The organism is Novosphingobium sp. THN1 (assembly GCF_003454795.1).
GTDB lineage: Bacteria > Pseudomonadota > Alphaproteobacteria > Sphingomonadales > Sphingomonadaceae > Novosphingobium.
Map to the genome: position 1 here is coordinate 1044473 of NZ_CP028348.1, position 23832 is coordinate 1068304.

The 23832-nt window shown below is 63.9% G+C and carries 30 protein-coding genes and 3 pseudogenes; 26 read left to right on the forward strand and 7 right to left on the reverse strand.

What is annotated here, in order from left to right; translation table 11 throughout:
- Positions 1-143 precede the first annotated feature (143 nt).
- A complete protein-coding gene (locus tag C7W88_RS21785; RefSeq protein WP_118076033.1) occupies positions 144-1034 on the forward strand; it encodes a MurR/RpiR family transcriptional regulator in 891 nt (296 codons plus the stop codon).
- Between the two features lie 422 nt (positions 1035-1456).
- Here C7W88_RS21785 and C7W88_RS21790 read toward each other — a convergent pair.
- Positions 1457-2363 (reverse strand): annotated as a pseudogene (locus tag C7W88_RS21790) (IS110 family transposase).
- 403 nt (positions 2364-2766) lie between these two features.
- Between C7W88_RS21790 and C7W88_RS21795 the strand changes: the two are divergent.
- Both C7W88_RS21795 and C7W88_RS21800 read left to right on the forward strand, forming a co-directional pair.
- Positions 2767-3285 carry a DUF736 domain-containing protein gene (locus C7W88_RS21795; RefSeq protein WP_118075660.1) on the forward strand — a complete coding sequence of 173 codons (519 nt, stop codon included), beginning with the start codon at positions 2767-2769 and terminating at the stop codon, positions 3283-3285.
- A gap of 162 nt (positions 3286-3447) precedes the next feature.
- Positions 3448-3804 (forward strand): hypothetical protein, encoded by a 357-nt coding sequence (locus C7W88_RS21800; protein ID WP_118075662.1) that lies wholly within the window; start codon positions 3448-3450, stop codon positions 3802-3804.
- 11 nt (positions 3805-3815) lie between these two features.
- Here the strand turns inward: C7W88_RS21800 and C7W88_RS21805 are convergent, their stop codons facing one another.
- Positions 3816-4007 carry a DUF6771 family protein gene (locus tag C7W88_RS21805; RefSeq protein WP_118075664.1) on the reverse strand — a complete coding sequence of 64 codons (192 nt, stop codon included), beginning with the start codon at positions 4005-4007 and terminating at the stop codon, positions 3816-3818.
- A 97-nt stretch (positions 4008-4104) separates the two neighbouring features.
- On the opposite strand from C7W88_RS21805, the pseudogene C7W88_RS21810 reads away from it, so the two are divergent.
- From C7W88_RS21810 to C7W88_RS21835, 7 genes and pseudogenes are all read left to right on the forward strand, one after another.
- Positions 4105-4724, forward strand: a pseudogene (locus C7W88_RS21810) (SOS response-associated peptidase).
- 52 nt (positions 4725-4776) lie between these two features.
- Positions 4777-5208 (forward strand): hypothetical protein, encoded by a 432-nt coding sequence (locus C7W88_RS21815; protein ID WP_240345039.1) that lies wholly within the window; start codon positions 4777-4779, stop codon positions 5206-5208.
- Positions 5209-5226: 18 nt separating this feature from the next.
- A complete protein-coding gene (locus C7W88_RS21820) occupies positions 5227-5568 on the forward strand; it encodes a hypothetical protein (protein WP_118076035.1) in 342 nt (113 codons plus the stop codon).
- Positions 5565-5786 carry a hypothetical protein gene (locus tag C7W88_RS24225; RefSeq protein WP_240345040.1) on the forward strand — a complete coding sequence of 74 codons (222 nt, stop codon included), beginning with the start codon at positions 5565-5567 and terminating at the stop codon, positions 5784-5786. The genes C7W88_RS21820 and C7W88_RS24225 overlap by 4 nt, the downstream gene beginning before the upstream one ends.
- Before the next feature lie 11 nt (positions 5787-5797).
- A complete protein-coding gene (locus C7W88_RS24230) occupies positions 5798-6055 on the forward strand; it encodes a hypothetical protein (protein ID WP_240345041.1) in 258 nt (85 codons plus the stop codon).
- A 46-nt stretch (positions 6056-6101) separates the two neighbouring features.
- Positions 6102-6842 carry a hypothetical protein gene (locus C7W88_RS21830; RefSeq protein ID WP_240345042.1) on the forward strand — a complete coding sequence of 247 codons (741 nt, stop codon included), beginning with the start codon at positions 6102-6104 and terminating at the stop codon, positions 6840-6842.
- Positions 6785-7201, forward strand: a complete 417-nt coding sequence (locus C7W88_RS21835) for a hypothetical protein (protein WP_240345043.1) — start codon at positions 6785-6787, stop codon at positions 7199-7201. Before C7W88_RS21830 ends, C7W88_RS21835 begins: the two co-directional genes overlap by 58 nt.
- A gap of 27 nt (positions 7202-7228) precedes the next feature.
- On the opposite strand, the gene C7W88_RS21840 is transcribed toward C7W88_RS21835, so the two are convergent.
- Entirely contained in the window at positions 7229-8440 is a 1212-nt protein-coding gene (locus tag C7W88_RS21840) for a DUF1173 domain-containing protein (protein ID WP_118075666.1), read from the reverse strand.
- Positions 8441-8650: 210 nt separating this feature from the next.
- On the opposite strand from C7W88_RS21840, the pseudogene C7W88_RS21845 reads away from it, so the two are divergent.
- Positions 8651-9372: pseudogene (locus C7W88_RS21845) on the forward strand (DUF3800 domain-containing protein).
- A 133-nt stretch (positions 9373-9505) separates the two neighbouring features.
- Complete coding sequence (locus tag C7W88_RS21850) at positions 9506-10195, forward strand: pentapeptide repeat-containing protein (protein WP_118076039.1); 690 nt, start codon at positions 9506-9508, stop codon at positions 10193-10195.
- A gap of 18 nt (positions 10196-10213) precedes the next feature.
- Here the strand turns inward: C7W88_RS21850 and C7W88_RS21855 are convergent, their stop codons facing one another.
- Positions 10214-10402, reverse strand: coding sequence for a hypothetical protein (locus tag C7W88_RS21855; protein ID WP_162896170.1), 189 nt, complete (start codon positions 10400-10402; stop codon positions 10214-10216).
- A 312-nt stretch (positions 10403-10714) separates the two neighbouring features.
- Between C7W88_RS21855 and C7W88_RS21860 the strand changes: the two genes are divergently transcribed.
- The 4 genes from C7W88_RS21860 (at position 10715) to C7W88_RS21875 (ending at position 13426) form a co-directional block, all read left to right on the forward strand.
- Positions 10715-11059 (forward strand): thermonuclease family protein, encoded by a 345-nt coding sequence (locus C7W88_RS21860; protein WP_118075670.1) that lies wholly within the window; start codon positions 10715-10717, stop codon positions 11057-11059.
- Positions 11060-11535: 476 nt separating this feature from the next.
- Positions 11536-11871 carry a single-stranded DNA-binding protein gene (locus C7W88_RS21865; protein ID WP_118075672.1) on the forward strand — a complete coding sequence of 112 codons (336 nt, stop codon included), beginning with the start codon at positions 11536-11538 and terminating at the stop codon, positions 11869-11871.
- Positions 11872-12368: 497 nt separating this feature from the next.
- The gene (locus tag C7W88_RS21870) at positions 12369-12926 is read left to right on the forward strand and encodes a hypothetical protein (RefSeq protein WP_118075674.1); all 558 of its coding nucleotides are present in this window, start codon (positions 12369-12371) and stop codon (positions 12924-12926) included.
- A 92-nt stretch (positions 12927-13018) separates the two neighbouring features.
- Positions 13019-13426, forward strand: a complete 408-nt coding sequence (locus tag C7W88_RS21875) for a MucR family transcriptional regulator (RefSeq protein WP_370073270.1) — start codon at positions 13019-13021, stop codon at positions 13424-13426.
- A 197-nt stretch (positions 13427-13623) separates the two neighbouring features.
- Here C7W88_RS21875 and C7W88_RS21880 read toward each other — a convergent pair whose 3' ends face one another.
- Positions 13624-14133, reverse strand: a complete 510-nt coding sequence (locus tag C7W88_RS21880) for an N-acetyltransferase (protein WP_118075678.1) — start codon at positions 14131-14133, stop codon at positions 13624-13626.
- Between the two features lie 3 nt (positions 14134-14136).
- Positions 14137-14436 (reverse strand): DUF1778 domain-containing protein, encoded by a 300-nt coding sequence (locus C7W88_RS21885; protein ID WP_118075681.1) that lies wholly within the window; start codon positions 14434-14436, stop codon positions 14137-14139.
- 74 nt (positions 14437-14510) lie between these two features.
- Between C7W88_RS21885 and C7W88_RS21890 the strand changes: the two genes are divergently transcribed.
- The 8 genes from C7W88_RS21890 (at position 14511) to C7W88_RS21925 (ending at position 20362) form a co-directional block, all read left to right on the forward strand.
- Positions 14511-14873, forward strand: a complete 363-nt coding sequence (locus tag C7W88_RS21890; protein WP_118075683.1) for an XRE family transcriptional regulator — start codon at positions 14511-14513, stop codon at positions 14871-14873.
- A gap of 181 nt (positions 14874-15054) precedes the next feature.
- Positions 15055-16101, forward strand: coding sequence for an IS30 family transposase (locus tag C7W88_RS21895; protein WP_118075685.1), 1047 nt, complete (start codon positions 15055-15057; stop codon positions 16099-16101).
- 140 nt (positions 16102-16241) lie between these two features.
- A complete protein-coding gene (locus tag C7W88_RS21900) occupies positions 16242-16487 on the forward strand; it encodes an AbrB/MazE/SpoVT family DNA-binding domain-containing protein (protein ID WP_118075687.1) in 246 nt (81 codons plus the stop codon).
- The gene (locus C7W88_RS21905) at positions 16484-16873 is read left to right on the forward strand and encodes a type II toxin-antitoxin system VapC family toxin (RefSeq protein ID WP_022676687.1); all 390 of its coding nucleotides are present in this window, start codon (positions 16484-16486) and stop codon (positions 16871-16873) included. The genes C7W88_RS21900 and C7W88_RS21905 overlap by 4 nt, the downstream gene beginning before the upstream one ends.
- Before the next feature lie 5 nt (positions 16874-16878).
- Positions 16879-18228, forward strand: a complete 1350-nt coding sequence (locus C7W88_RS21910) for an anti-phage deoxyguanosine triphosphatase (protein ID WP_118075688.1) — start codon at positions 16879-16881, stop codon at positions 18226-18228.
- 334 nt (positions 18229-18562) lie between these two features.
- A complete protein-coding gene (locus C7W88_RS21915; protein WP_205525331.1) occupies positions 18563-19618 on the forward strand; it encodes a DUF2493 domain-containing protein in 1056 nt (351 codons plus the stop codon).
- A gap of 247 nt (positions 19619-19865) precedes the next feature.
- Positions 19866-20054, forward strand: coding sequence for a hypothetical protein (locus C7W88_RS21920; protein WP_118075692.1), 189 nt, complete (start codon positions 19866-19868; stop codon positions 20052-20054).
- Entirely contained in the window at positions 20051-20362 is a 312-nt protein-coding gene (locus C7W88_RS21925) for a hypothetical protein (RefSeq protein WP_118075694.1), read from the forward strand. Before C7W88_RS21920 ends, C7W88_RS21925 begins: the two co-directional genes overlap by 4 nt.
- A 160-nt stretch (positions 20363-20522) precedes the next feature.
- Here C7W88_RS21925 and C7W88_RS21930 read toward each other — a convergent pair whose 3' ends face one another.
- The gene (locus tag C7W88_RS21930) at positions 20523-20750 is read right to left on the reverse strand and encodes a hypothetical protein (protein ID WP_118075696.1); all 228 of its coding nucleotides are present in this window, start codon (positions 20748-20750) and stop codon (positions 20523-20525) included.
- Positions 20751-21180: 430 nt separating this feature from the next.
- Between C7W88_RS21930 and C7W88_RS21935 the strand changes: the two genes are divergently transcribed.
- Both C7W88_RS21935 and C7W88_RS21940 read left to right on the forward strand, forming a co-directional pair.
- The gene (locus C7W88_RS21935; protein WP_240345044.1) at positions 21181-21513 is read left to right on the forward strand and encodes a ribbon-helix-helix protein, CopG family; all 333 of its coding nucleotides are present in this window, start codon (positions 21181-21183) and stop codon (positions 21511-21513) included.
- The gene (locus tag C7W88_RS21940; RefSeq protein ID WP_118075698.1) at positions 21500-23830 is read left to right on the forward strand and encodes a type IV secretion system DNA-binding domain-containing protein; all 2331 of its coding nucleotides are present in this window, start codon (positions 21500-21502) and stop codon (positions 23828-23830) included. The genes C7W88_RS21935 and C7W88_RS21940 overlap by 14 nt, the downstream gene beginning before the upstream one ends.
- The last annotated feature ends 2 nt before the right edge of the window (positions 23831-23832 follow it).

The window sequence follows — 23832 nt, forward strand, 5'->3', positions numbered from 1 at the left end:
AACTTGGCTCATGACACTCTTGTGAAAAGAGTTCATTTTTTAAGTATGCTAAAATGAGACAAGGTCAGAAACATTTTCATATCACTGCAACTATGATACGAAATCAGCTAAAGACTCTCTGCTCGACAAAGGCCGCCCTGCCGATGCCCACCACTGCTTCTCCCTCCAGCCCGGAGGGACAAAACCGTCTGGTTGACAACGCCCTCACACGAATCCGCTCCTCGCTGGGCCAGATGTCTCGGACGGCAGCGCGGATTGGCGCATACGTCATCGAGCATCCAAGCGAAGTTGTCGGCATGTCGATCACTGATCTGGCTGCACTGGTCGATGCCAGCGAAGGGAGCGTGATAAACTTTTGCCGCAGCATCGGCCTGAGCGGTTTTCAGCATTTGAAATTGAGTTTGGCTCAAGAGACTGTCCAGCCCGTGCAATTCATTCACGAGGATCTGGACAAGGACGATACAACCGAGTCTGTTTGCCGAAAGGTTTTTCACTCCGGCATCCAGGCCTTGCGCGACTCTCTGTCCGTGCTGGATCCGAAAGCACTCGCCGTTGCAGTCGAGAAAATTCGTACGGCAAAGCGAGTGGAGATTTACGGGATCGGGTCTTCGGCTCCAATTGCTGAGGATGCGCATTATCGCCTGCTGCGGATCGGCCTGGACGCCCGCGTCGTCACCGACAGCCATGTACAGGCCATCTCTGCCTCGCGCTGCGACAAGGACGTGGCAGTGCTCACCATTTCCCACAGCGGCTCGACGAACGAGACCGTAGCATCGACCCGGCTTGCCCACGAGGCTGGCGCACGCACTGTTGTCATCACCAATTTCGGGCGGTCTCCGATCCAGGCCTATGCTGATGTCGTCCTGTTCACGATGGCTCGGGAAACACGCTTCCGAACTGAGGCGATGACCAGCCGGATCGCACAGTTGTGCGTTATCGATGCCCTGATCGCCGCACTCGCTCTAGCCGACTACGATCGATCCACAGAAGTTCTGCGCCAGACCTTCGACGTCCTTTCCATCAAACGCTTTTGAGCTGTCTCTCTGCCATTGGCGACGGTGCCTTGAACTGACGGCTTGGTAATGAACAGCGATTATGTCGACCTTCATGTGAGCGGCGGGCACGTCACGGTCATTGATTTGAAGCGCTTTGCTGACTGTCTGCGTTCCGCGCCGCGATTGACCTCGGTGGATGGCTCCCGCGTTGCAAGCACAAAATTGAGACGCTGGCAGTTGGTCGGGTGCAGTCGTCAGAAAGACTGCTGGCCCTGATGGTATCCGCGAACTGGGTCCCACACTGCTTTGCAGGCTAGAGCGCCTTCGTCATTCGCTGGGTTGTCCCGGTTCCCGGTCTGACCGGTTCGCCATCATCTCGCTTTGCTCTCACAACTCCTTGAGCTGATCTCCTCAGCCAAATCATCATTCCATGCAGCTAGCGCTGGCACGTGACGCTCCTTTTAGACCTCACCACGCACCAAGACTGCCCGGACGATCCGGGCAGTCTTGTTCGCCATTGCGACGGGCACCACTCGCATCGGCTTTCGTGCCAGCAGCGCGAGGAGACGTGGATCTACCGCTTGGGGCTTATTTTTCGCACGTCGCACCATCGATGTCAGGCCTAGCCAGCTGGCGAACTGGCGACCAGAGCGAAACTGGCGCGGATCGGTAATCGATGCTGCTATCGCCGTTGCTCCGATAGGGCCGATGCCCGGTATTGTCAGTAGACAAGTTGCGAGGTCACTCCTGCGTTGCCACGTGAGTAAGTCGCGTTCGATTTCTCGAAGCTGGGCACGAGCGTCCAGCGCTTGCTGCGAAAGTCGAGCGACGACCTTTACGGCTTCGGACGGTGCGTCTGGTGCCTCTCCTCCGACGATCGCGCGTGCCATCTCAAGTGCGCGATGAAAGCCCTGTGGGATCTCGATGCCGAACTCGGCTAGAATGCCGCGCATCATGTTGACCAACTGCGTGCGCTGCTTGACGAGCAAATCTCGACTGCGGTGCATCGACAACGCCGCCTGCTGCTCTGGCGATTTGATCGGTACGGGCCGCATTGTCGGCCGCGTCACCACCTCGCAAATCGCCTCCGCATCGGCCGCGTCTGTCTTGCCGCGCTTTAGATATGGTTTGACGCAAGTCGGCGACATAAGGCGAACATCATGCCCGAGCTTTATCAGTTCACGTGCCCCAGTGATGGAACGTGCCGCACGCCTCAATACACACGAGACAGGGCAGCAGCTTCTAGAAAAATGTCAGCACCTGTGCTCGACGCAACGCCTTGCGAACGACGGTCTTGCCCGCCGCATCAACACCGTGAACTTGGAAAACGCTCTTGGCCAAATCGAGGCCGATCGTCATAATCTCCATCTGGGTGGCTCCCATATGCTCGTGATTGCCTGATAGCTTTCACATCTTGGCACCTAGATGCCGTGAGCGGGAGCCATCCAACCCATCTGCTTCTGGCTTTCTGCGACGCTCAAGGCTGCTGATCTGAACGACTCGGCCTGGTCGGTAGCCGTCGTGACCGAACGCAGCGACTTGAAGCAGCTTACCGCAAATCGGGCCCTCGGGCCTGCCGTTCCGCACCGTCCGACAGTCTTGTCGTTGGTCGTTCGTCGACCCCGTGGTTAGAAAACACCGCTCGTGCGGTCCGGGGTACCTCTGCGGGCAACGCCCGCAGCTTCGGCCTGACGGCCGGGAGGGAAGGGGGTGGGAAAAGAGTGATCGAACAAGGGGTTCGGTCGCAATCGATCCACCCAGGAGAACGTCCATGAACATCGGTGAAATCCGCAAGAACGCCAACGGCCAGCTGATCGGCTCTGTCGAAACGCTCACCATCACCCGCACCATCGGCCTGCGGCCGGTGACCTCGAGCAACCCGCGCGCTCCCCGCTACGAGATCGTCGCGCTCAACGATCAGCGCCGCTGGGTGATCGTCGGCGCACTCTTCGAGCTCTCCTCGAACTCCACCGGCGAGAGCTTCTACCAAGGCAAGATCGACGATCCGTCGATGGCGCAGCCGCTCTACATCGCCGCTTTCCCGCGCGAGGACGGCACGATGGCAATCGCCTGGCAGCGTCCGCGCCGCCGTGACAACCGTCTCGGCACCGCCGAATACGGCGAGAGCGACATGTTCCCGGCTGACGATGCCGGCGGCGACCGCAGCGCTGAGCAGGCCGGCGACGGTCTGGGTGACAGCACCGCGACCCCGCCCGCCAAGCGCGGCCGGGCGAATGCCAAGGACGGCGCCGAACACGATGGCGCGCTGCCGCCGCTCGTCGCCGCCTGATCGGCTTGTCCCAACTCCAACCGGCGGGGACCCCAAGCGGGTCCCCGTTTTCCAAGCAAAGGCCGCGGAAGACCCCCCGCGCTGCCTGAGGCGGAACGCCGGCATTGCCCCCCGCCCGGCGTTCCGCCTCTTCATTCGCATGAGGACATTCGGAGAATCACAATGCTGACGATGAGCGAACGCTTCGTCTTCACCACCCGGCGCCATCACGCCTTTGCCAGCACCGGCAATGCCTATGATGCGGTCCAGTGCGACGAGGCCATCCGCACCGGAGACACGCTGGTCGTTCTTGCCGAGGAGGTGGTCGTGGTCGCCAGCCCCAAGCCGTTTGCGGTGACGCTCGCGCACGGAAATCTCCATGCCCTATCCGCGCCTCGCGAGGGTGAGGCGCTCGCGGACCTCGCCCGCTCGCTCCACGTCAGCGCGGCCGACTTCGAACACGCCGCCGAGATCGCCCGTCGTTTCGGATTTCCGCTCGATCCGCAGATCGAGGCGCTACTGGCTAGTCCGGCGGGTTGAACTGGCGTCCTTCAGAGCGGTAGGGTCGACTGTTCTGGGGGAGGTGCGCTGACCGGCGCATCGACCGCATCGGCAATCACGCGCGCGAGTTCGAGCGCGGCATCCTCGCGCCGGAATGAGCTTGAGGCCGTGATGCCGACCCGCGCCCAGCCTGGGGCGTCTAGGATCGCATGAGCGACAGCAGACGTATCGATTAGTTCCATGCCGTCAAAAGAACATAGAGGGAACATATTCGCAAGGTGCTTGGTGCCGCCACGCGTCCCGATTGACAGGGGAGGGCGGTCCGCAGAGCATCCGGGCATGTGCAATCTGTACCGCATGACCAAGGCCCCTGCGCAAATCGCCCGGCTGTTCGGCGCGTGCAGCGGTGAGGGCGCAAACTTCGCCGCCGAAGTCTACCCGGGCGATCCCGGCCTCGTCGTTGCCGAGGATGAGGCGCGGGTAGCCCCAAGGGCTTCCCGCTCGTACTCGAAGGCAAGCAGGGTCAGCCGCTGAAGCCCAAGCTCGTCAACAATACGCGCGAGGACAAACTCGGCACTGCATTCTGGCGCCCAAGCTTCGAGCGCCGCCGCTGCCTGAATCCGCTCACTGCCTGGGCCGAAGCCGAAGGCATCAAGGGGCAGATGACCCGGACCTGGTACTCGCTGGCGAGCGAAGAAGTCTTTGCCGTTGCCGGACTGTGGCGCCCGATCGGCGAGTGGGGCGCGGCCTATTCGATGGTCATGGTGGATGGCTGCGCGTAGATGGCCGAGGTACACGACCGCATGCCCGTCGTCCTCGCCCGAGAAGACTGGGAGCAGTGGCTCGCGGGCACACCTGCTGAAGCCTTCGCGCTGTGCCAGACCTGCTCCAGTGAACTCGCCATCGATCGCACAGCCGAGCGCTGGGGCGCAGGGAGGCCCGCAGCGACGTCAGGCTGAGGGGAGGGGGGCTTCGCCGGTCGGATCAGACCCAAGCGAAAGGACCTAAACCATGGGCGACCGAGCCCCCGTTCACATCACCATCGGCGGCGCTCTGCCGCGCGAACATCTCGCAGCCTTTGCCGCGCACGCGGCCAACTATGACCTGCGCACCGAGTGGGACGGCGAACCCTTTGATCCGGCGGTGCTCCCCCTCGGCGAGCCGCTCCAGCTTTACGGGACCGAACTCAACGGCGGGCAGATCCCCGAGATCGACGCGTTCTGCGCCGAGCACGGCCTGCCGTTCCGCCGCTGGTCCGGCGGCTGCCTCGGCGCCTATCTCCCCGAAATCATCCTGTTCGATGGGCAAGGCCCGATGCGCGACTACACGGCAAGCGAGGACGAGTATGTCCTCTTCCCCCGTCGTGGATCAACAGCTTCACGCGGCTGCGCGATCTCAAGCGCGAGATGGCCCGCGCAGAGCTGGCGATCCCGGCCTTCGTGACGACCGGAGGTGCGAGCGATGGCCGTAACTGATGGGGCCCTGCTGGCCGCCTCGCGCGAGGCAGTGCTTGCCCGCTTCCCGCTATCGCGGGTGAGCGAGACCTTCTTCGACGACATGCTTGGCGTCCTGCCCCCGGCGCACATCGCGGACGTGCCGGGCTTCTTCGTCACCGAGGCAGTGAGCGAAGACGTCCACGCCCAGTTCGTTGCTGTGGGCGGTCGGTTCTACGGCGCCTATGTCGGGCTCAAGGATCGTGCGGGCCTGATCACCCATGCGCGCATCGCCGAGTTCGAGGCCGGCCATTCGGACGCGGTGGAACTCGCCTGGTATCCCGACGAACCGGAGGAGGCCGTGCCATGAGTCGGCACCGGATCCTCGAACTCGGCGCCGGCCCCGCCGATGAGCCCTGCGCGCAGCTCGGGCAATGCGCGGACTTTGCCGCCGCCAACACGCTCGAACTGCTCGCCTTCAAGGCGGCGGTCATCGCCATCAACGGCGAGCCCCCCTGCCGCTCGGCTTCGCTATCGTCGCCAATGCCCATGAATTCGGAACATACCGGACGCTGTGGCTGGTCGTAGCGGAATTGCCTTTGCCCGAAGCCGCGCAGGCCTGGCTCGACGACCTCGTGGAACCGGCCACCTGGATCGCGGCGGGATTTCCGCAGCCGGTGACCTACGAAGGCTCGCGCGCGGTCATGCGACCGTTTCGCGAGGTTATCGCCGCCGCGCTCCAGATCACCCGGGCGAACGCCGACGGCAGCTTCTTTCCCGCTAAGAACGCGGTGCTCCACCGCAACCTGCTCGCCGCCTACGGTCCTGCCACGGTCGCCGCTGCCGACAGCGGGTAAGGGGAGGGGACTTGGGGCTGGGCGTTCTTGACTGGAGTCCAATCCCATGCCTCGCTTGTACGCCGGGATCGGCGCGCGCGCGACGCCGCCCGAAGTGCTCAGCCTGATGACCCGCGCCGCCTTCGCGCTCACCAAGCACGGCTATGTTCTGCGTTCGGGCCACGCCATCGGCGCCGATAGCACGTTCGAACGCGGGGCGGGCCGCAACCCGCAGATCTTCCTGCCGGCGGCGGGCTGGCGCGGTTCGGCAAGCGAGTTCCATCCGGGCACGCTGAGGCCCGAGGTCTGGGACAGGGCGCGCACGATCGCCGCGGCGCACCATCCGGCCTTTGCCGGACTTTCGGCCTTCGTCCAGGCGCTCCACACCCGGAACGTGTTCCAGGTGCTGGGGACCTCGCTCGATAGCCCCGCGGAATTCGTGTTGTGCTGGACCGCCGACGGCGAGGCCTCGGGCGGCACCGGCGAGGCGCTACCCATCGCCGCCAGCCACGGCGTCCCCGTCTTCAATCTCCAGCGCGAGCGCGAACGCGCCCACGTTGAGCGCCACCTCGCTGACCCGTTCAAATCCCGGTCTTCCGGCCGTTCTATCCCTTGCCCTGGCATCGGGACGCGTCGGCGCGCGGCAACACGAAAGTCCCAGCCATGTCCTCGATCACGCTCACGCTCGAACTTGCCTGCGCCCGCGAAGAAGCCGCGCGCTTCGCCGCGGTCGAACTGTTCCTCGCCGAGGTGGCCGAGGACGCAGAAGCCGAACCCCCGGCTGAACTCGACGCGATCTTTGAGCTGAATCCGCGCGAGACGATCCTCGGTCTCGCCGGGCACCCGCAGCCGTTCGGGATCACCTGCCGGTACGATCGGGACAAGGCCGTGAAGACGCTCGCTGCGACCGGCGGCCAACCCAATCTCGCCGCGCTGCCGGTGCTGCTGCTCTGGCTCTATCCCGACACGCTGCCCATCGCTTACTCGGTCCACGTGACCGAGCGGCCCGAACTTGCGGTCTGGACGATCGTGGGTCTGAACCGGATCGAGATCACCCAGCACGAGGGCGAGGTCGCGGCGCGGCTTGAAGCCTTGCGCGCCGGGAGCGACGCGCCCCGGCGCCTCGACCTCCTGCCGACAAAACCGCTGCCCCGATCGGACGACTGAGCCTGTTCAGGCGGCCTGCTGTCCATCTCAGCTTCGCCGTGGTGGCCGACTGACGCGGGCCGGGAACGGCTCGCCTTCCTTCCACAGCAGGTGAGCGACGCCTTGCCTGGCGAGCAGCGCTTCCAGCGGCTCCGCCACCTCGTTGTCGCGGTCATAGATGTAAATGGCGCTGGCTTCCTCGCCGGTGTCCTTGAGCACCAGGCTGGCGATCGGCGTGTCGGTGTCGAGATTGACGCGCAGGCCCTTCACGAACCGCCTCTTCTCCGCGACCGCCTTGCCGACGAGATAGCGCTCGTCGCTGGTCTCGTAGGGCAGCCACTCGGGCGTGACCGGCATCAACGCGACCTCGATGAGGTCGAACGTGCCCTCTCGCCGCCGCGCGAACGAGCCGGCGAGAACCAGGTAACCGCTCTTGCCGTTCGGTCCATCCTGCGCTTGCCACAGCGCGAGTTCGCCCGCGAACCGCTTGTGGAAGCGCCGCGCCATGTCCTGGTCCATCACGAACGGCATGTCGCCGACATGGCGCAGCACGATTTTTTCCGCGCCGTGCGCGGGAACGATCTCCTTGATTTCACCAACCACGACCATCATCTCGTCCCGCGAGGCATAGACCCGGGCGAGCGCCGCGCGGCGGCGGGCCCGGATTTCTTCCTTCTCTTCGACCTTGAAGCTCTCGGGCACGAAAAGCACGTGGGGCAGGGCTTCCTGCTTGGCCCGGCAGCTTGCTGCGGCCTCGAGCAGCGCGCGGCGGACCACGAACCACGTCCGTTTGCCCACCATTTTCGGATGCCAGTGCGTCAGCTCGGCCCGGTCCCAGAGGACATGCAGCAGCCCGCGCATCGAGAGCTTCTGACCCGAGGACTTCACCGTCGGCTTGTCGTTAGTGAGCGCCGCGGGCGCGAGCCGGGCCGCCCCGCGCGAGAGTGGGAAGCCGAGCTTGAGGCTGGTTTCGCCGCTCGCCTCATCGTCGAGCACGGCGCTCCCGCGCACCTGGCCCATGCCGGTGAGGTAGTCGGGCGCTTCGTAATGATCGCAGGCGGTCGCATGGCGCGCGCCCGAACCCGGCCAGCGCGCGAGTACGTAGCCATTCTGGCGGTGCGAGATGTAGAGGGGAAGGTTGGCTCCCTTGCGACATTCGCAATGGACCGGGACTTTGCGCTCGTAGGCTTCGCGCAGCACGTGCTGAAGTTCATCGCCTTCGGCCAAGCTGTGGCCGAGCACACGGTATCGCTGGATCATTGGGGTCTGCTCCAATTCTCGCGATCGACGCTGCCCGTTCGACCTCTCGCGCATCTCCTTCGTCTGACGCGGCCCGGATGGGCACGCTGCGCCAGTCTATGCTGGCGGTGCGGGTGCTGCAAGGTTTGCTGTGTCGGGGGGTGGTGTGTGGAAAACCCCGCTTCGGCTTGGCTTGCAGGTTCCGCGCTGGCATCACGGTGCGATGACGGCATGCAGACCGTCGATCCAAATTACCCGCTGTTCGTCCTCGCATTCTGCGTCTTCTACAAGAAGCACTACAGCGAGAAGGTCGTCCCGGCGCTCGAGAAGTTCAAGTTCAACCACTTTGGTCACGACATCGTGATCCTGCACGAGCGAGAAATTCGGAAGGAAACCGGCCCCTTCAAGTTCGCTAACGAAGCCGAGAAGCTGGGTTTCATCGATGGCCTCAGCGGTATCATCGACAAGTCGAACTTCATCCTGATCAGCTGCGTGATCGACAAGCACCGGCTCGGCGCGCGCGATGTCGAACGCGACAACCCCTATCATCTCGCCCTCGGGTTCTGCCTTGAGACGCTCTACGAGTTCCTCATCGGGAAGAACCAGGACGCCAAGAAGACCCACGTGGTCTTCGAGTGCCGCGGCAAGAAGGAGGACAAGGACCTCGAACTGGAGTTCCGCAGGATCTGCGACGGCGAGAACAAGCTGGGCGCGCCCCTGCCATTCGAGATTGTCTTTGCCGACAAGATGGCGAACACGTCCGGGCTCCAGCTCGCAGACCTGGTGGCGAGGCCCATCGCATGAGTGTGTTGCGGCCGAGCCAGGACAACCGCGCGTTCGAGGTCCTGACCCGCAAGTTCTATTGCGACGGCGGGCGCGAGAATGTCGGCAGCGGCTATGAAAACTGGGGGCTCAAGGTTTTCCCGCCCCAAATAGGCGAAAAGCCCCGGTGAAACTCACCGAGGCTATGACGCCGACCGGGAACCCCCAGTCCACTTTTGCTCCCCATATGCGCACTCCCGGCCAATTGACTACGGGAACATTGTGCCAACCCGCCCAAGCTGGCGCCTGGCGGCCGGGCGCGTGATGGACGACCTTTTCGCTTCGCAGCCGATCGCGGGCGCCACGCTGGTGCGAAGCGACATCGAGCGCCTGATCGGCAGGACGCCGCGCACACTCATCGACTGCGACGTCGAGGAGGCGGACCTCTCCGGGCTCGACCTCACCCGCTGGCGCTTCGAACGCTGCAACCTGCGGCGCAGCGATCTTGCGGGGGCAAAGCTTAAAGGCACGGTCTGGCAGGGTTGCCGGGGGCCGTTCGTCAATTTCTCGGGCGCGAACGTCAGCGAGGCCGAGTTCCTCGGCGGCGACTGGAACAATTGTTCGATGCGCCGCGCGAGACTGACCTCAACCCGGTTCACCGGTTCCAAGCTGACCGAGGTCGACTTCACCGAGGTGCGCGCGATGCACATCCATTTCGAGGAAGTACTGCTGGTCTCGGCAAAGCTGCCCGGCTTCTCGTTTCGCAAGGAAACTCTGCGCCGGGTCGATCTGTCGGGTGCGGATGTGCGCAAGGGCGATTTTCGCATGACGGTGTTCGAGGACTGCTCGCTGCGCGAGGCGCTGGTCGCCGGATCGCGCTTTGAGGGCTCAGACCTGCGCGGTGCCGACCTCGGCGGGCTACGCCTCGTCGATGCCGGGCCGTTTCGCGTGGCGACGATCTCGCGCGAGCAGGCCGGACAATTGCTAGGCGAATTGGGGCTCAATGTCCGGTAGGTCGCAGGGCCGGGCGGCTCACCGGTCCTGAAGTGCTTCCTGTTCCAGGCTTTCGGTCACGCCTTCGGCAAGACCGAGGCAAAGCGCGGCTTCCTCGCGGGAGAGCGTGACCTCTTCAGCTGCTAAGACACTCAGCTTCGCGCGCAGCACCTCAGTCATCGCGCGCGCCACCTGCAGGGCGCTTGGCATCATCTGGGGATCAGCCATGGGCCGGGATCCTTTCCCTTCGATGGCTCTGCCTACGGCAGAGGAGCCAAAGCGGCCGGGTTCAAGTGCGTTCATACCGGTTTTGCGGGAGTCTGGCGAGGCGGGGAGGGAAGGGGGCACCCCGGGGCCCGCGTCCCACGCGGGCGCCGCGGCGACCCGCTCTACTCGCTAGGGCGGAGCGTCGGCGCTTTCGCACCGCCGCCCACCCAAGCTCGCCGAAATGGATGCCGGCCCTTCGGGTCACGATCGGGGCCAGTGGAGGAAGCGGCGAGGCTGGTTGGCGCGGGCGGGCGAGGGCGCTAGGCTCTACCCATGCCGATCGCTTTTGCTGCCTCCGCCCTTTGCATGTCGCCTACGGTTCACGACGGCGACACGATCCGCTGCGGCCGCGAGCGTGTCCGCATCGCCAATATCCATGCACCCGAACTGCCCGATAGTCCCAAGTGCCAGGACCGGAGACGGTCCTATGCCTGGTGTGACTTTGCCGCAGGCGAAGCCTCGTGGGTTGCCCTGACGCGGCTGCTGTCGCGCGGACGGGTGACGATCACGCGACTTGGCACCGACCCCTATGGACGGACGCTCGCCTCGGTTTCGGTGAACGGCGTGGATGCCGGCGACAATCTGGTCGCGCAAGGCCTCGCGAGGCCCTGGCGCTGAGCGTCCCCATCGAGGGCAGGCGACCCATGCTCGCCTGCGGCCGCCTTCTTGCGCATCTGACGAATAGCTTTGCCGTAGCGCATGGCACTGGACGGGAGGGGCTGGGCCCGGCCCCGTGTGACCGTGCGTCACTGACCAGTATGGAGCGGGGGTCGAGAAAGGCAATGCCCGCTGCGCGGGCGCTGGCGGGTGGGAGCAGGTCCTGCCGAAATGGCCGAGGCTGACGGATCTGATCTTTGCGGGGATCCGCTGAGCCTGACCTGACGAAACCGCCCTTCGTTTGCCGATGAACCCTGCAGGGCCAGTCCCTGGCCGCAACCCAAAAGCAGCGGACCGTGAAGCCCTTCGGGCTTGCCGCACCACTCCTCGCTTTTGGGTTTCCCTCACATGCGTTCGGTGCGGGCCCGGGCCTTTGGCCCTGCCTGTGATGTTCATCGGCGGGCGGTTCCGCCGAGTTCAAGCCACGGAGATACCCCATGAAGAACCTCGTCATCCTGATCGGCCGCATCGCCGCCGCTCCCGAAACCCGCCACGCCGGCGAGACGGCGATCACGTCGTTCACCCTCGTCACCGACCGCCCCAGGCTGGTCGACGGCAAGACGGTCAAGAACGAGGCTGGCTACACCGAGACCCTCGCCGAGTTTCACCGCGTCACCGCCTTCAACGGCCTCGGCACCTCGGTCGCCAAGCACAAGAAGAAGGGCGACCTGGTCGAGGTGCAGGGCCGGCTGCACTACTCGAAGTGGACCGACCGCGAGGGCGTCGAACGCTACGCTGTCGAAATCGTTGCCGAGGAAGTGCTCTTCCTCTGAACCCGAGCCCGGGAGGCGGCACGGCCGCCTTCCATCGGGCTTAGGCCCCCAAGCACGCATGCTGTCGCTGCGACGGGCGAAACACCAGTTGCGAAAAAGGCAACCCGCGGCGTCTGTTTCGCACTTGCAGCATGGTGGGTGCCGGCTCATATCGGGGGTGCCTTTTAGGCATCCTCTCCCAAAACTTTCCAAGGGGTCGGCGCAAGCCGGCCCTTTTTTTGCCAACCGCGTCGGCAGCTGGCGCCCTTTCGGGCATGGCATCTGTGACACTTTGCCCTAGGGCAGAGTGTCACGTTGCGCTGCGCTCGTGACATGCGCAGACGGGCGCGATCATCGATCACGCTTGTACGATCACGAACGTGGTTGCGGGGCAAGGGCAGCACGCTCGGCCGCGCATCTCACGAGCGGGCTCCGGGCGAAGTGTCACGGGCGACAAACGACAGGGCAGGGCACAAAGGGGATTCACAGGATTCACCTTTTGTGCTCAATACTGATCGATGGAACGAGTCCAAGAAATCACTGGCGTCGGTGGGATCTACGCGGTCCTGGTCCAAGCCTCGAACCGTCCGCGCTATGCGTTCCTCGTCCTTCAACTGGTAGCCGAAATTGCCGATGGGCGAGGGCAGGCCGGGCCCTTCGTCGCGCAGGGCGGAGTGCCGGTGCTCCTGCGCGAATGGCTCTGCTCTCAGCTTTTGCCGATGAGCGAACAGCCCGCTCGCCGTGCGGCGCTGCGTGCGCGCGTTGCCGCTGCGCTGAAGGACGAACTTACCGGTGACGCTGTTCGCGATGCGGCGCGCATCGACGCAGCGGTGGAAGAGCAGGTCCAGGCCGTGGGCCGCGCCAATGTCAGCCGCGCGATTTCCGATCTGGTCCGCGCCGGCCTGATGACCCGCCACTATGCGGGCTACGCCACCAATCACAAGAACCGCGGCGGCGGACGTCATGCGGTATATGTGGTCAAGCCCGGCGTGCTTGCGCTGCTGCGCAAACCCGCGCCGCCGCAGCGACAACGTCCAGATCCTGCCAATCCCCAGGGCGAACTCTTTGCGGCTTGAACTCTTCGAACCTTGAGCACCAGGTCAGGCCTTCGCACTTCAGTGATGCTCCTATGGCGTGGTGGCGAACTATCGCCTGGAACCCTCGATCCGTGAATTGGAAAGGTCTCGCCCGCGTGGAAAGCGAAGCACTGCTGGATCATGTCGCCGACATCGTCTCTGCCCATGTCCGCAGCAGTTCGGTGGCGGCCGCCGACGTGCCGGGCCTGATCCAGGCGGTCTATGCTTCGCTTGCCACGCTTGGACAGGCGCCGGAGCCGGCCGCAGAAGAGCTGAAGCCTGCCGTCTCGGTGCGCGCCTCGGTCAAGCCCGATGCCGCAACCTGCCTTGAATGCGGCGAGAAGATGAAGATGCTCAAGCGCCATCTTGGCACCGAGCATGGCATGACCCCGGCCGAGTACCGGACGCGCTGGAGCCGGCCCACCGATTACCCGACGGTCGCGCCCGACTATGCTGCCAAGCGCAAGGAGCTCGCGGTCCGGATCGGCCTTGGCCGCTAGCTTGGCCAAAGCCCGAAGGCTGAGGCCAATGCAGCGCCCGAAGCTGCACCTAAGGCGGCGCCCAAGGCGCAGCCCAAGGTCCAGGCGGCCCGGCAAAGTGCAAGAAGCTCGGAGTCGCGTTCGGCTAGAGTCGCGCTGCGGGCCATCGGCCGAATTTCACGTATATGGTTTCGGTCGTGCCCTGATCCGGCACAGGCTCAACGGTCTGCCGCTGCGAGGGAAGCAGCGATGGCGCCGATCGACAGGAACAGCACGAGCGGATCGTCGTGCGAAGGCAGGAAACCCTTGCCTAGCCAGAAGGCCGCCGCCTCGTCGTCGATGGCATTGACGATCACTGCACGACCGCCAACGAGGCGGGCAGCCTCCAGACACCGTCCCAGTGCATGGCGCAACAATCCCGAGCCGATACCCTGTCCCGCCCATGCCAGATCGGTCGCGAGTTGACCGAGCAGCAGGCAAGGCACGGGATCGGGTGGCTGCCCCGTTCGGATGGAACGCGGCAGAATGCCGGGGACCACCGATGTCGGCGCCAGCCCATAGTAGCCGACAACCCGCATTGCCTCATGCACGACCAACACCGCGGTAAACCCGCGCTCCTGGTTTGCAAGGGCGCGCGCCCTTAGCCAGTGATTGAGCGATGGCTTGCCGCAGTCGAAGTCATCGACTTCGTGAGCTGCGGTCAACAGTTCCGGCGGCGACAGGCCCAATTGTCAGTGCCGATCGTCCGAGGGCATGTCCCAAGGCGCGGGTCGCCTGAGCACCTCGACGAGCGTTGGAACCGCCTCGGCAGGCTTTTCAAGCAGCGCGATGAATTCGGCAAACCCTTCGGCGCTCATCCGCACGAGCCTCTGGTTCATCAGGACATCCTCGGCGGCACGCACCGCTGCTTCTCGCACGAAATCGGTTCGCGAGCGCCCGCGCGCACTTGCCGCACGATCAATCAGGGCAATGTCGGCATCGGGCAGTCGCATCGATACCGGGTGATCCTTGCGTTCAAGGGACTTGGCCATATTCTATCTCCGCAAGGCATCATACACAGTGTATTGCAAAATGCAATACAGACTAAATGTAGTTGGACAGATCCATGCGCAATTCGGCATTCTTGAGGGAAGTATCCGACCAGCACGGTATTTCCTCCAGGCGTCTGGCTGCGGCCCTGAAGACCACCAAATCCGGGCTGGCCATTGTCGTCGGACTCTCGCCTGATGCGCTTGCCAATGCTGCTCCCATCGGACGCGTGGCAACGCAATCGCGGTTGAACGAAATGTGCGGGATTATCGACCGGCTCATTCTTTGGGCGGGCAGCGCGCCAGCGGCCTATGACTGGTACCGGTCGCGAACATTGCCTTCCTTCGGCGATGCTACGGCAGACGAACTCGTGCGTCAGGGATGGAGCAGTAAGGTGCACGCCTATCTCGATCGGCTGATAGATGGGGGCTTTGCCTGACTCTGGAGTGCTATGCTTCGCGCGATCGCACTTGTCGGGCGACGGCAGATCCGCGTGACCCATTGATGAAATTTAACATAAGATGTATTATCAAACTGAGCGATCATGCCAAGGTGGATTCTACCTTGAAGTGCGAAATTCGAGGATTTCTGAGGCTTCAGCCCCACTCGGAGGAACGCATATGGGAGCCCAATATCGCCAGCTTGGACGGGATGATCGCGAGACGATTTCGCGGCTGACAGACGCTCGCATACCCGTGCGCAGGATCGCGGCGGAACTCGGTCGGCATCCGTCCACAATCTACCGCGAGTTACGCCGTAACTTCATGCACGACGAAGAGCCGTTCTTCCGCGGTTACTTTCCGAATGTGGCCCAGAAGTACGCTGCAGACCGTCGTGCACCTGGTCGCAAACTGGTGCGCGATCCTGAACTGGCAGCCAAGGTGATCGATGGTCTACGAAAGAGTTGGTCGCCGGAACAGATTGCCGGACGCTTGCGCCACTCGGGCAGCCGGCGGGTCTGCCACGAGACGATCTACCGCTATGTCTATGGCGAAGAAGGCAAGCGCCAAGCGCTCTATCAGCTTTTACCTTGGTCGCGTAGGCGGCGTCGACCGCGCGGCGGCCGCAAGCCACGCGGTCTTCAGATCCCCCACACCAGCTGCATTGGCCAGAGGCCGTCAAGCATCTCGCAAAGAACGGATTTTGGCCACTGGGAGGGCGACCTGGTCATCTTCCGCAAGCAGTTCGGCAAGTCGAATCTGACGTCCATGGTGGAGCGCAAGAGCCGCTTCGTCATGCTCTGGCGCAACCCCAGCAGGACTTCGGCGGGCGTCATGGCTGGCATTGAAGCGAAGCTGGCTCCCCTTCCCTCCAGCCTGCGGCAGAGCATTACCTTTGACCGTGGGACAGAGTTCGCGGCCTACGGCACATTGCGATCCAGGATGGGCATGGACAGCTACTTCTGCGAGCCGAGATCGCCCTGGCAAAAGGGTGGCGTAGAGAACCTCAACGGACGCTTGAGGCGGTTCTTGCCGCTCGATGTCGATATCGCGGCCCTCCCCGTTGACGCAATCGAAGCGGTGTCTGCCAGGCTCAACGACACCCCGCGCAAGTGCCTCGAATACAGGACGCCGCGAGAGGTACTCGCCGAAACCATGGCAGTTCATGGCGCCAAAGATGACGGATCATCCGGGGTGGGGCTCGCCCCACCCCGGATGAAATGGTAACGCTCGACGGATGACGCACTTCAAATGGAACTCACCCAAGTGGGGCTGTTCGTGACACGTTTGCGATTTTGTGGCATATGTTCCCTAAGCTGGCTCACACGCACGCTTCGCGACGCGTTTGCCACATCAGGAGCAGTGCCATGACGGTGCAAGTGACGATCACGCCAAACGGTCGGATGAGCCTGCCGGCCGAGATCCGCAAGCGGCTCGGCCTAGCCGGCGGCGGCGCGTTGCTGGTCGAAGAAACCGAGGACGGCGTGATCCTGCGCACCGTGGCGCAGTCGATCGCGCACGCGCAGGCGCTTGCCAAGAAGTACACCGGCGACAAGGCAGAGGCTTCGGTCGATGCCTTTCTTGGCCGCCGCCGCGCGGAATCGGGCGAATGAGCGAAGTCGTACTCGACGCCTCCGCGCTGCTTGCCCTGCTCCGGGACGAGCCCGGCGCGGGCAAGGTCGCCGATGCGATCGGTGCCTCGCGCATGTCGAGCGTGAACTACGCCGAGGTCGTCAGCCATTTCATCCATGCGGGCATGCCCGCCGAACAAGTCGACGCCATGCTGCGGCCCCTGCCGATGGCGATCGTCGAGGCCGACCAGGCGCTCGCCACCATCGCCGGGCGCCTGCGTGCTGCGACGGCCGATGCCGGCCTGTCGCTCGGCGACCGCTTCTGCCTGGCGCTCGCGCGCCGGGACGGTCTTCCGGCGCTGACCGCCGACAAGCAGTGGCGCACCGTCGCGGACGCAGCCGGTGTCGCCGTCACCGTGATCCGCTGATCGCGATGACTATTGCCCGTGACTGGTCAGCCCGCCGCGAGGGCTGGACCCCGCAGAGCGAGGACGCGCGGGACGATGGCGACATCGACTATGCGCGCGTGATCCACTCGGCCTCGTTCCGGCGGCTGCAGGGCAAGACCCAGATCCTCAACCTCGGTGACAGCGATTTCTATCGCACCCGCCTCACCCATTCGCTCGAGGTTGCGCAGATCGCTGGCGGCATCGCCCGCCAGCTCGAGAAGTCCTTCCCCCATCATCCGGCGACCCCGCTGCTGCCCGATCGCGGCACGATCCACTCGATCGGGTGCACCCACGATTTCGGGCACCCGCCCTTCGGGCATGGCGGCGAAATCGCGCTCAACTACTGCATGCGCGGTGCTGGCGGGTTTGAGGGCAATGGCCAGACCCTGCGCATCCTTGCGCGCCTCGAGAATTTCTCCGCAGGAGCGGGCGCGAACCTGTCGCGCCGGACAATGCTCGGAGTCCTCAAGTACCCGGTCGCCTTCAGCCAGATTGCCAACCCTGCGCTCGCCCCCGCACTGCTCGCCGGTCCCTCGACGATCAAGATCATCGACGGCCGCGCGAGCAAGCCGCCCAAGTGCTACCTTGATAGCGAACAGGACGTCGTCGATTGGATCCTCGAGCCTCTGTCACCTGCGGATCGCGAGGCGTTTCAAGCCTTCACGCCGCACGAGGGCAAGCACGGCAAGCCTCGCCACAAGGCACTCGACTGCTCGATCATGGATGCGGCCGATGACATTGCCTACGGCGTTCATGACCTTGAAGACGCGATCGCACTCGATCTTGTCACGCGCGAGCGTTTCGCCGCTGCGCTCCAGGACAAGTGTCCCTCCTTCCTCGACGCGCTCAAGGCCAAATACCCAGGCGAAAGCGAGAATGACGTCTTCGCCCAGATGGTCGATGGCCTGTTCGGCGGTGCCGCTTCGCGCAAGCGCTTTATCGGCCGCCTCGTCCATCACTTCCTGACTGCGGTCGAGTTCGTCGAGCGCCCCGAGTTCGCCGAGCCATTCCTGCGTTGGGGTGTGCGGGTCGCCTCCTCCCAGCGCGAGTTCCTCGACGTGTTGCAGGGCTTTGTCGTCGACGAGGTGATTACCTCGCCTGCCGTCCAGCATCTCGAGTTCAAGGGCCAGGGAATGGTGGTCGCCGTTTTCGAGGCGATGCAGGCCGACCCCGCCCGGCTGCTGCCACGCGACGAGCTCGCGAAATACGAAGCTGCTGGCGGCGACCTTCGGGTCATCTGCGACTTCGTCGCCGCGATGACCGACACGCATCTCCTCAAGACCTACGAGCGCCTGTTTTCACCGCGCATGGGATCGGTGTTCGACAGGCTCTGAGTGGAAAAGGGCTAAGTGTGTTTTGCGGTTAACCCCGAACGCCCAGATGGGGTTCGGGGGCAAAACAGTAATCTCTCTCATCTCGGTGGCTGAGCGAAATCAGCATCGCCACAGCATGACGCCTGGGAGATTGGCGGCCGTCAAGGATCGCGGGTGCCCCCCGATTTTGGCCTGCTGCGGCTAGCGCCTTGCGAGCAAAAATCGGCTTCCCCCACGCCCGCTATTCGCGGCGGCAGCGCGTGCGCCCCGCCGTCCCTGACTGCCTGACTCCGGCGTCTTTCCGATGGGCATCTTTCATCAGCGTGATGAGAGAAAATACCTTTTGGAGGTTATCATGACGGACCGTTTCTCGAACTTCGCCGACCTTGCCGAACACTATGCGCGTGAAATCGCGACGCCTGACTACGCCCGGGCATTCATGGAGCAGACCGAACTGGCGAAGCTCTCGATCGAGCACGAGCCGAGCGCTGTCGAAATGCCCGATCCCGAGCTGGCGCAGGCGGCGATCGAGATGATGCTGGCAACGGTCTTCGACCTGTTCCGCGACACCCGGATGGAAGATTTCGCAAGCGAAGTCGCATGGGGCGTGGCCAACAGCTTCCACGTCGTCGCCATGCGGCTCGATGACCGCGAGGACGCGATGGCGAACCGGCTCCAGGAGAAGCTGCGCGAATACGATCCGAGCGAGGTCTACGCGACCGATCTGGAAGACCTCACCATGCAGGCCCGCAGCCTTGCCGAATGCCGCGATGCGATGGAATGCATGCGTGACCATGCCGCGCGGATCTATCTTGTCGAAACCGGCCGCCCCTTCTCGCCGGTGCGCGGTTCCAAAGTGTCGTCGAAGACCAATGCCTCGATGATCGAAGCGCGCGACTATCTTGCGGCCCAGAAGGCCCAGCGGCGCGAGCAGTTCGCCCCATCGGGTCCGGTCGTGGTGTTCTCGGGCGGACAGCAGTTCACGGACATTGCGCTGGTCGAAGACTACCTCGATGCAATCCATGCACGCGTCCCTTCGATGGCATTGGCAACGACTGCCCAGAACAAGGGCGCGGACGTGATCGCAGCGGCCTGGGCCTCGCGCCACAATGTACCGGTGATCCTGTGCAAGCCCGATGCCTCGCGGGGAGCCTCGGCGCCCTATCAGCGCAACGCACGCATGCTCGCCTTCAAGCCTGTCGAAGCGGTAGTATGCAGCGGCGGCGGCATCCAGGCGAACCTTGCCGATCGCCTGCGGGAAGCACGCATTCCCTTGCACATCGTGCGCGACGCTTCGGTCCAGAACGAGACCCCGGCGGCGCGGACCAAAGCCGCAGCGCAAGCTGAGCGGCCTGCGATGAAGCGCACGGCATGTGGCACCGTCAATGGCGATGACCTCCCGCCATTCTGAGCGGCACCAGCTGCGATTGCATCAACCAGAAGGGTGTCCGGCCTCACCGCCGGATGCCCTTCTTTTTTGTCGACCCGGACGCACACTGTCATGGCCCGGCTCGCTCGCATCTTGCCCCCGCCAGTAATGGCCTGACGGCCTGCTGGAAGGGGCGCGAAGGCTTCGCATCGGCCGGGCGCTCAAGACCCGTGCATGGGACCACCGGGGGCTGCCCAACAGGGTTAAACACTCTCGCAGAATTCCAAGCATGATGGCCGCCATCGGCCCGCGTCAAGAAGGGCGGTTCCCCAACTTTTTACGCCCGAAGAAGGCGAAAAAATCGGCTCCCCCACCCCCGCTGGCGCGGCGGGCCGCGAGCGGCCCGTTCCTGACCCGGGCCAAGCTCGGCCATACCCGAGGTGACCTCTTCAATTCCTTTGACAGGAGGCTCACATGAACGCTCTTACCAAGACCCTCGACATCCCGGCGTTCGACCACATCAGCTATGACGCCGCGGTACGCGCCGCGACTATCCGGGCTCAGCACAGCTTCTTCGACAGCCATGTCATTGAGGATGAGTTCGGCGGCTTTCTCGCCATCGACGAAGGCGACTACAACGCCCTGCCCCAGGACCTGATCGACCGGATCGTCCACTCCGTTCCGGGTATGATGGCCGACGACTTCGACGAAGCGAACATCGGCCGCGCCGCGAGCTTCATGAGTGTGGTGATGGATCTCGAATGGGACGCGGAGTGCCCGTTCTGAAATGAACATCGATCGCTGCGCCGGAGGGCACCGACAAGGGCTCTCCGGCCCCCTTTTTTGCGTGTCCAGATAAAGCGCAGCCGGGGCCCCCTCAACTGCCTGCGGATGCAGGCAGCAACTTTGGGAACCCCGGCTGCGCCGGCCTCGGTCGAGACCGGTTTCAGCTTGCCCGCAGGCGCTTCTCCGCTTCCTCCAAGCCGAGCTTCCCAAGAGCGGCGAAGAATGCTTCGACCCTCTTGAACGAGGCCTTGCCCAGAACCGATTTGTGCATCAGTTCGACACTCGCCGCCCGCTCGCTTTCGCGCAGTTTCGTCTCGCGCGCTTCCAGCGCCTGACGCTCCTTTGCGATTGCCTGTTGTTCTGCTTCAAGGCTTCCTTTCCTGGCCATGATGATACCTCGTGGGTTGGGGCTGAAACCTCCCGTCCCGAGGATTCCAAGCAGACGCATCAGTGGCAAGTCTTTTGCTGCCGACCGACCAAATAAATCCCGCGCGTTGCTCCGTATTCAGTGACGCTTGTTGGCTGTAGAACAACCGGTCAACGCCCGAATCCATGCGCATCAAAGACCAGCAATCACCCACCAGACACAAGGCAGCGGATTAAGGGGAAGAGTTGCACACCCTACACGGCAGGGCCGTAGGAAAAATGGCGGAAATGCGTGTGTGTACAGAGTGGGTCTTTGGTAATACATCGTATTACATTGCTGTATCCTGCCGGTAAAGTCCCGGAATTCGGCGATTTCATCGGTATTACAATGTAATACGCCATTTGGTCCCCAACCGCTTTCTTGCCAAGGGCCCGCCGATGGCCTAAAACCGTTGTCGCGCAATCTCCGCCAGGCCCTTTCGAAGGGCGTGGTGATGACTGAAACAGTTCTGATTACCCTCCGGCTTCCACAGCCGCTGGCCGATGCGGCGCAGGCCGCCGCAACCGCGCAAAACGTCTCCCGATCGAACCTCTTGCGAATCGCGCTCGAGCAGTTCCTGGGCGTCATGTCCGGCACCAGCGAGGCGGACCGCCGCCGGCAGTTCTCGGCCGAGTATCTGTTCCTGGTCGCTGACCTCATCGTGCAGCGCCAGTACCCCGATGCCCATACCGCGCTGATCACCGAAGCCGAACGCCGGATGGAGGCGCTCTGTGCGCCGTCCTAACACCTGGTCGGACCGGGCGCGGCCGGGCAAGCTGCAGCACCATTCCGCGCGCGGGAACATGCCGCGCAATGCCGGCGATTTCACCCGCGGCTCACAACTCATCACCCACGAATTCATGATGTGGTTCGCCTCCGCAAAGATGCCGCTGATGGTGTGGTTCTTCACCTTCTGCATCGCGCTTTCGATCGTCCTCGCGCTGCTGCTCGAGAGCCAAGAGATCCAGATGATCCTGATGCGGATCTACGCCGCTGGATGGACCTTCATGGAGTTCTCGCACGCCAAGATTCTCAACCTCACCCTCCCTTCCGGCGAAGTCGTCCGGGCTCCTGTTGGCATGGTCGCCTCGCACCCCGATGTCGTTGTCGCCTGGAACAAGTTGATGCGGGCAATCTGGGGCTCGCTGTTTATCTCGCTCTTCGTCGCCGTGCCGATCGCGGTGTGGTTCGTCGACTTCTCCAAGCGGCGCGGAAAGTCGATCCTCGAGGAGCGGCACCAGCGCGGCGCCATGCTGGTCGATGCCGCCGAACTCGCCGATGTCATCAACGCTCATAACCGCGACATGCTCGGCGAAGAGATCGCCGAGCGCCTCCCCGGCAAGAGCTTCGACGAGGTCATGAAAATGAGCCTCGCGACGCGCAAGGAGGCGGGCATCCATCACGTCTATTCGATCGCGGGGGTGCCCTTCCCCTGGCGCACCGAACAGGCCCACACGATCATGATTGGCTCGACCGGCACGGGGAAGACGACCCAGATGCGCGCGCTCATTGCGCAGATGCGCGCGCGGCGCGATCGGGCCGTCGTGTTCGACCTCACCGGGGCCTATGTCGAGGCGTTCTACGACCCCCAAACCGACATCATCCTCAACCCGATGGACGAGCGCTGCCCGTCCTGGTCGGTGTTCGCCGAAGCGAAGAATCATGCCGACTTCACCGGCATCGCCGCCGCCCTGCTTCCGGCCGATGGCGGCGGCGCAGAACCCTTCTGGATGCTCGCTGCGCGCACGCTGTTCGTCGAGACCTGCATCAAGCTGATCAAGCTTGGCGAGGCGACCAACCAGGCGCTCGCCAGCAAGCTGATGATGGCCGACCTCAAGGAGGTCCACAAACTCCTCGAGCACACCGTCGCCGACCCGCTGACCGCGCCCGAGGCGGCCAAGATGGCGGAATCAATCCGCGCCGTCTTCAACACCAATGCCCAGGCCTTGCGGTTCCTGCCCGAAGGCAAGGAGCGCTTCTCGATCTCCGACTGGATTCGCACGGAGAACAAGCCCGGTTCGATCCTGTTCATAACCTCCTCGCACAACGAACTGGTGCTCAACCGGGCGCTGCTGTCGCTGTGGATGAACCTCGCGGTCCACACGCTGATGCGCCTGCCGCGCACCCGCGATCTTCGCACCTGGTTCTTCTTCGACGAGGTCCACGCGCTGCACCGCCTGCCGGCGATCGAGGACGGCCTGCAGACCGCGCGCGGCTTTGGCGGCGCCTTCGTGCTCGGCATCCATTCCTTCGCCAAGCTGGCCGAGACCTACGGCAAGGAAGGCGCGCAGAACCTTGCCTCGCTCGCGCGGACCAAGCTCGTTCTCGCCGCTGCCGACCGCGACACCGCCGAGCACTGCTCAGACTATATCGGGCACCGTGAAGTTAGGATGATGGATGAGGCCTACAGCTACGGCTATTCCAATATCCGCGACGCGGCGACGATCACCCCGCGTTCCGAAGTGCAGCCGCTCGTCCTGCCCGATGACATCATGAAACTGCCCTCGCTGCGCGGTTTCCTAGTGTTTCCCGAAGGCTTCGATGCCGCGCGGATCAAGCTCACCTACAAGGACTATCCCAAGGTCGCAGACGGCTATGTCCTGCGCGCCCATGTCGAGCCGATCGAGTTCGCGCGGCGGACTGACGATGACGCGGAAGGCGAAGTCGGCGGGCGCGAGACCAAGGACGAGCTCGAACTCGCCCCCGTACCCGAGAGCGAGGACGAAACGGCAAAGCCCCATCCCGCTCCCCGCCAGGAAGAGCTGAATTTTGCCGCCACGCAGGCCGAGCCCACGGCAGCGCCGCAATCCAGCCTCGGGCGCTCGATGATCGCCAGCGCCGAGATCGTAAAGAGCGCGTCAGCTGCGCGCGCCAACGAGGCCGAAGCCGCATCCAAAGCGCCCCGCAGCGCTGCTCTAAAGCTCCCCGCCCAGCGGGCCACGCAGGCTGCGCGCGAACTTGCCGAAGCGATCGACCGCCAAGCCGCGGACGGACGGGGGAAAGATGTTTCCCGGGGCGCGGAAATGGATGGGCCCGACCACGATGACGGACCGGAGATGTAGCC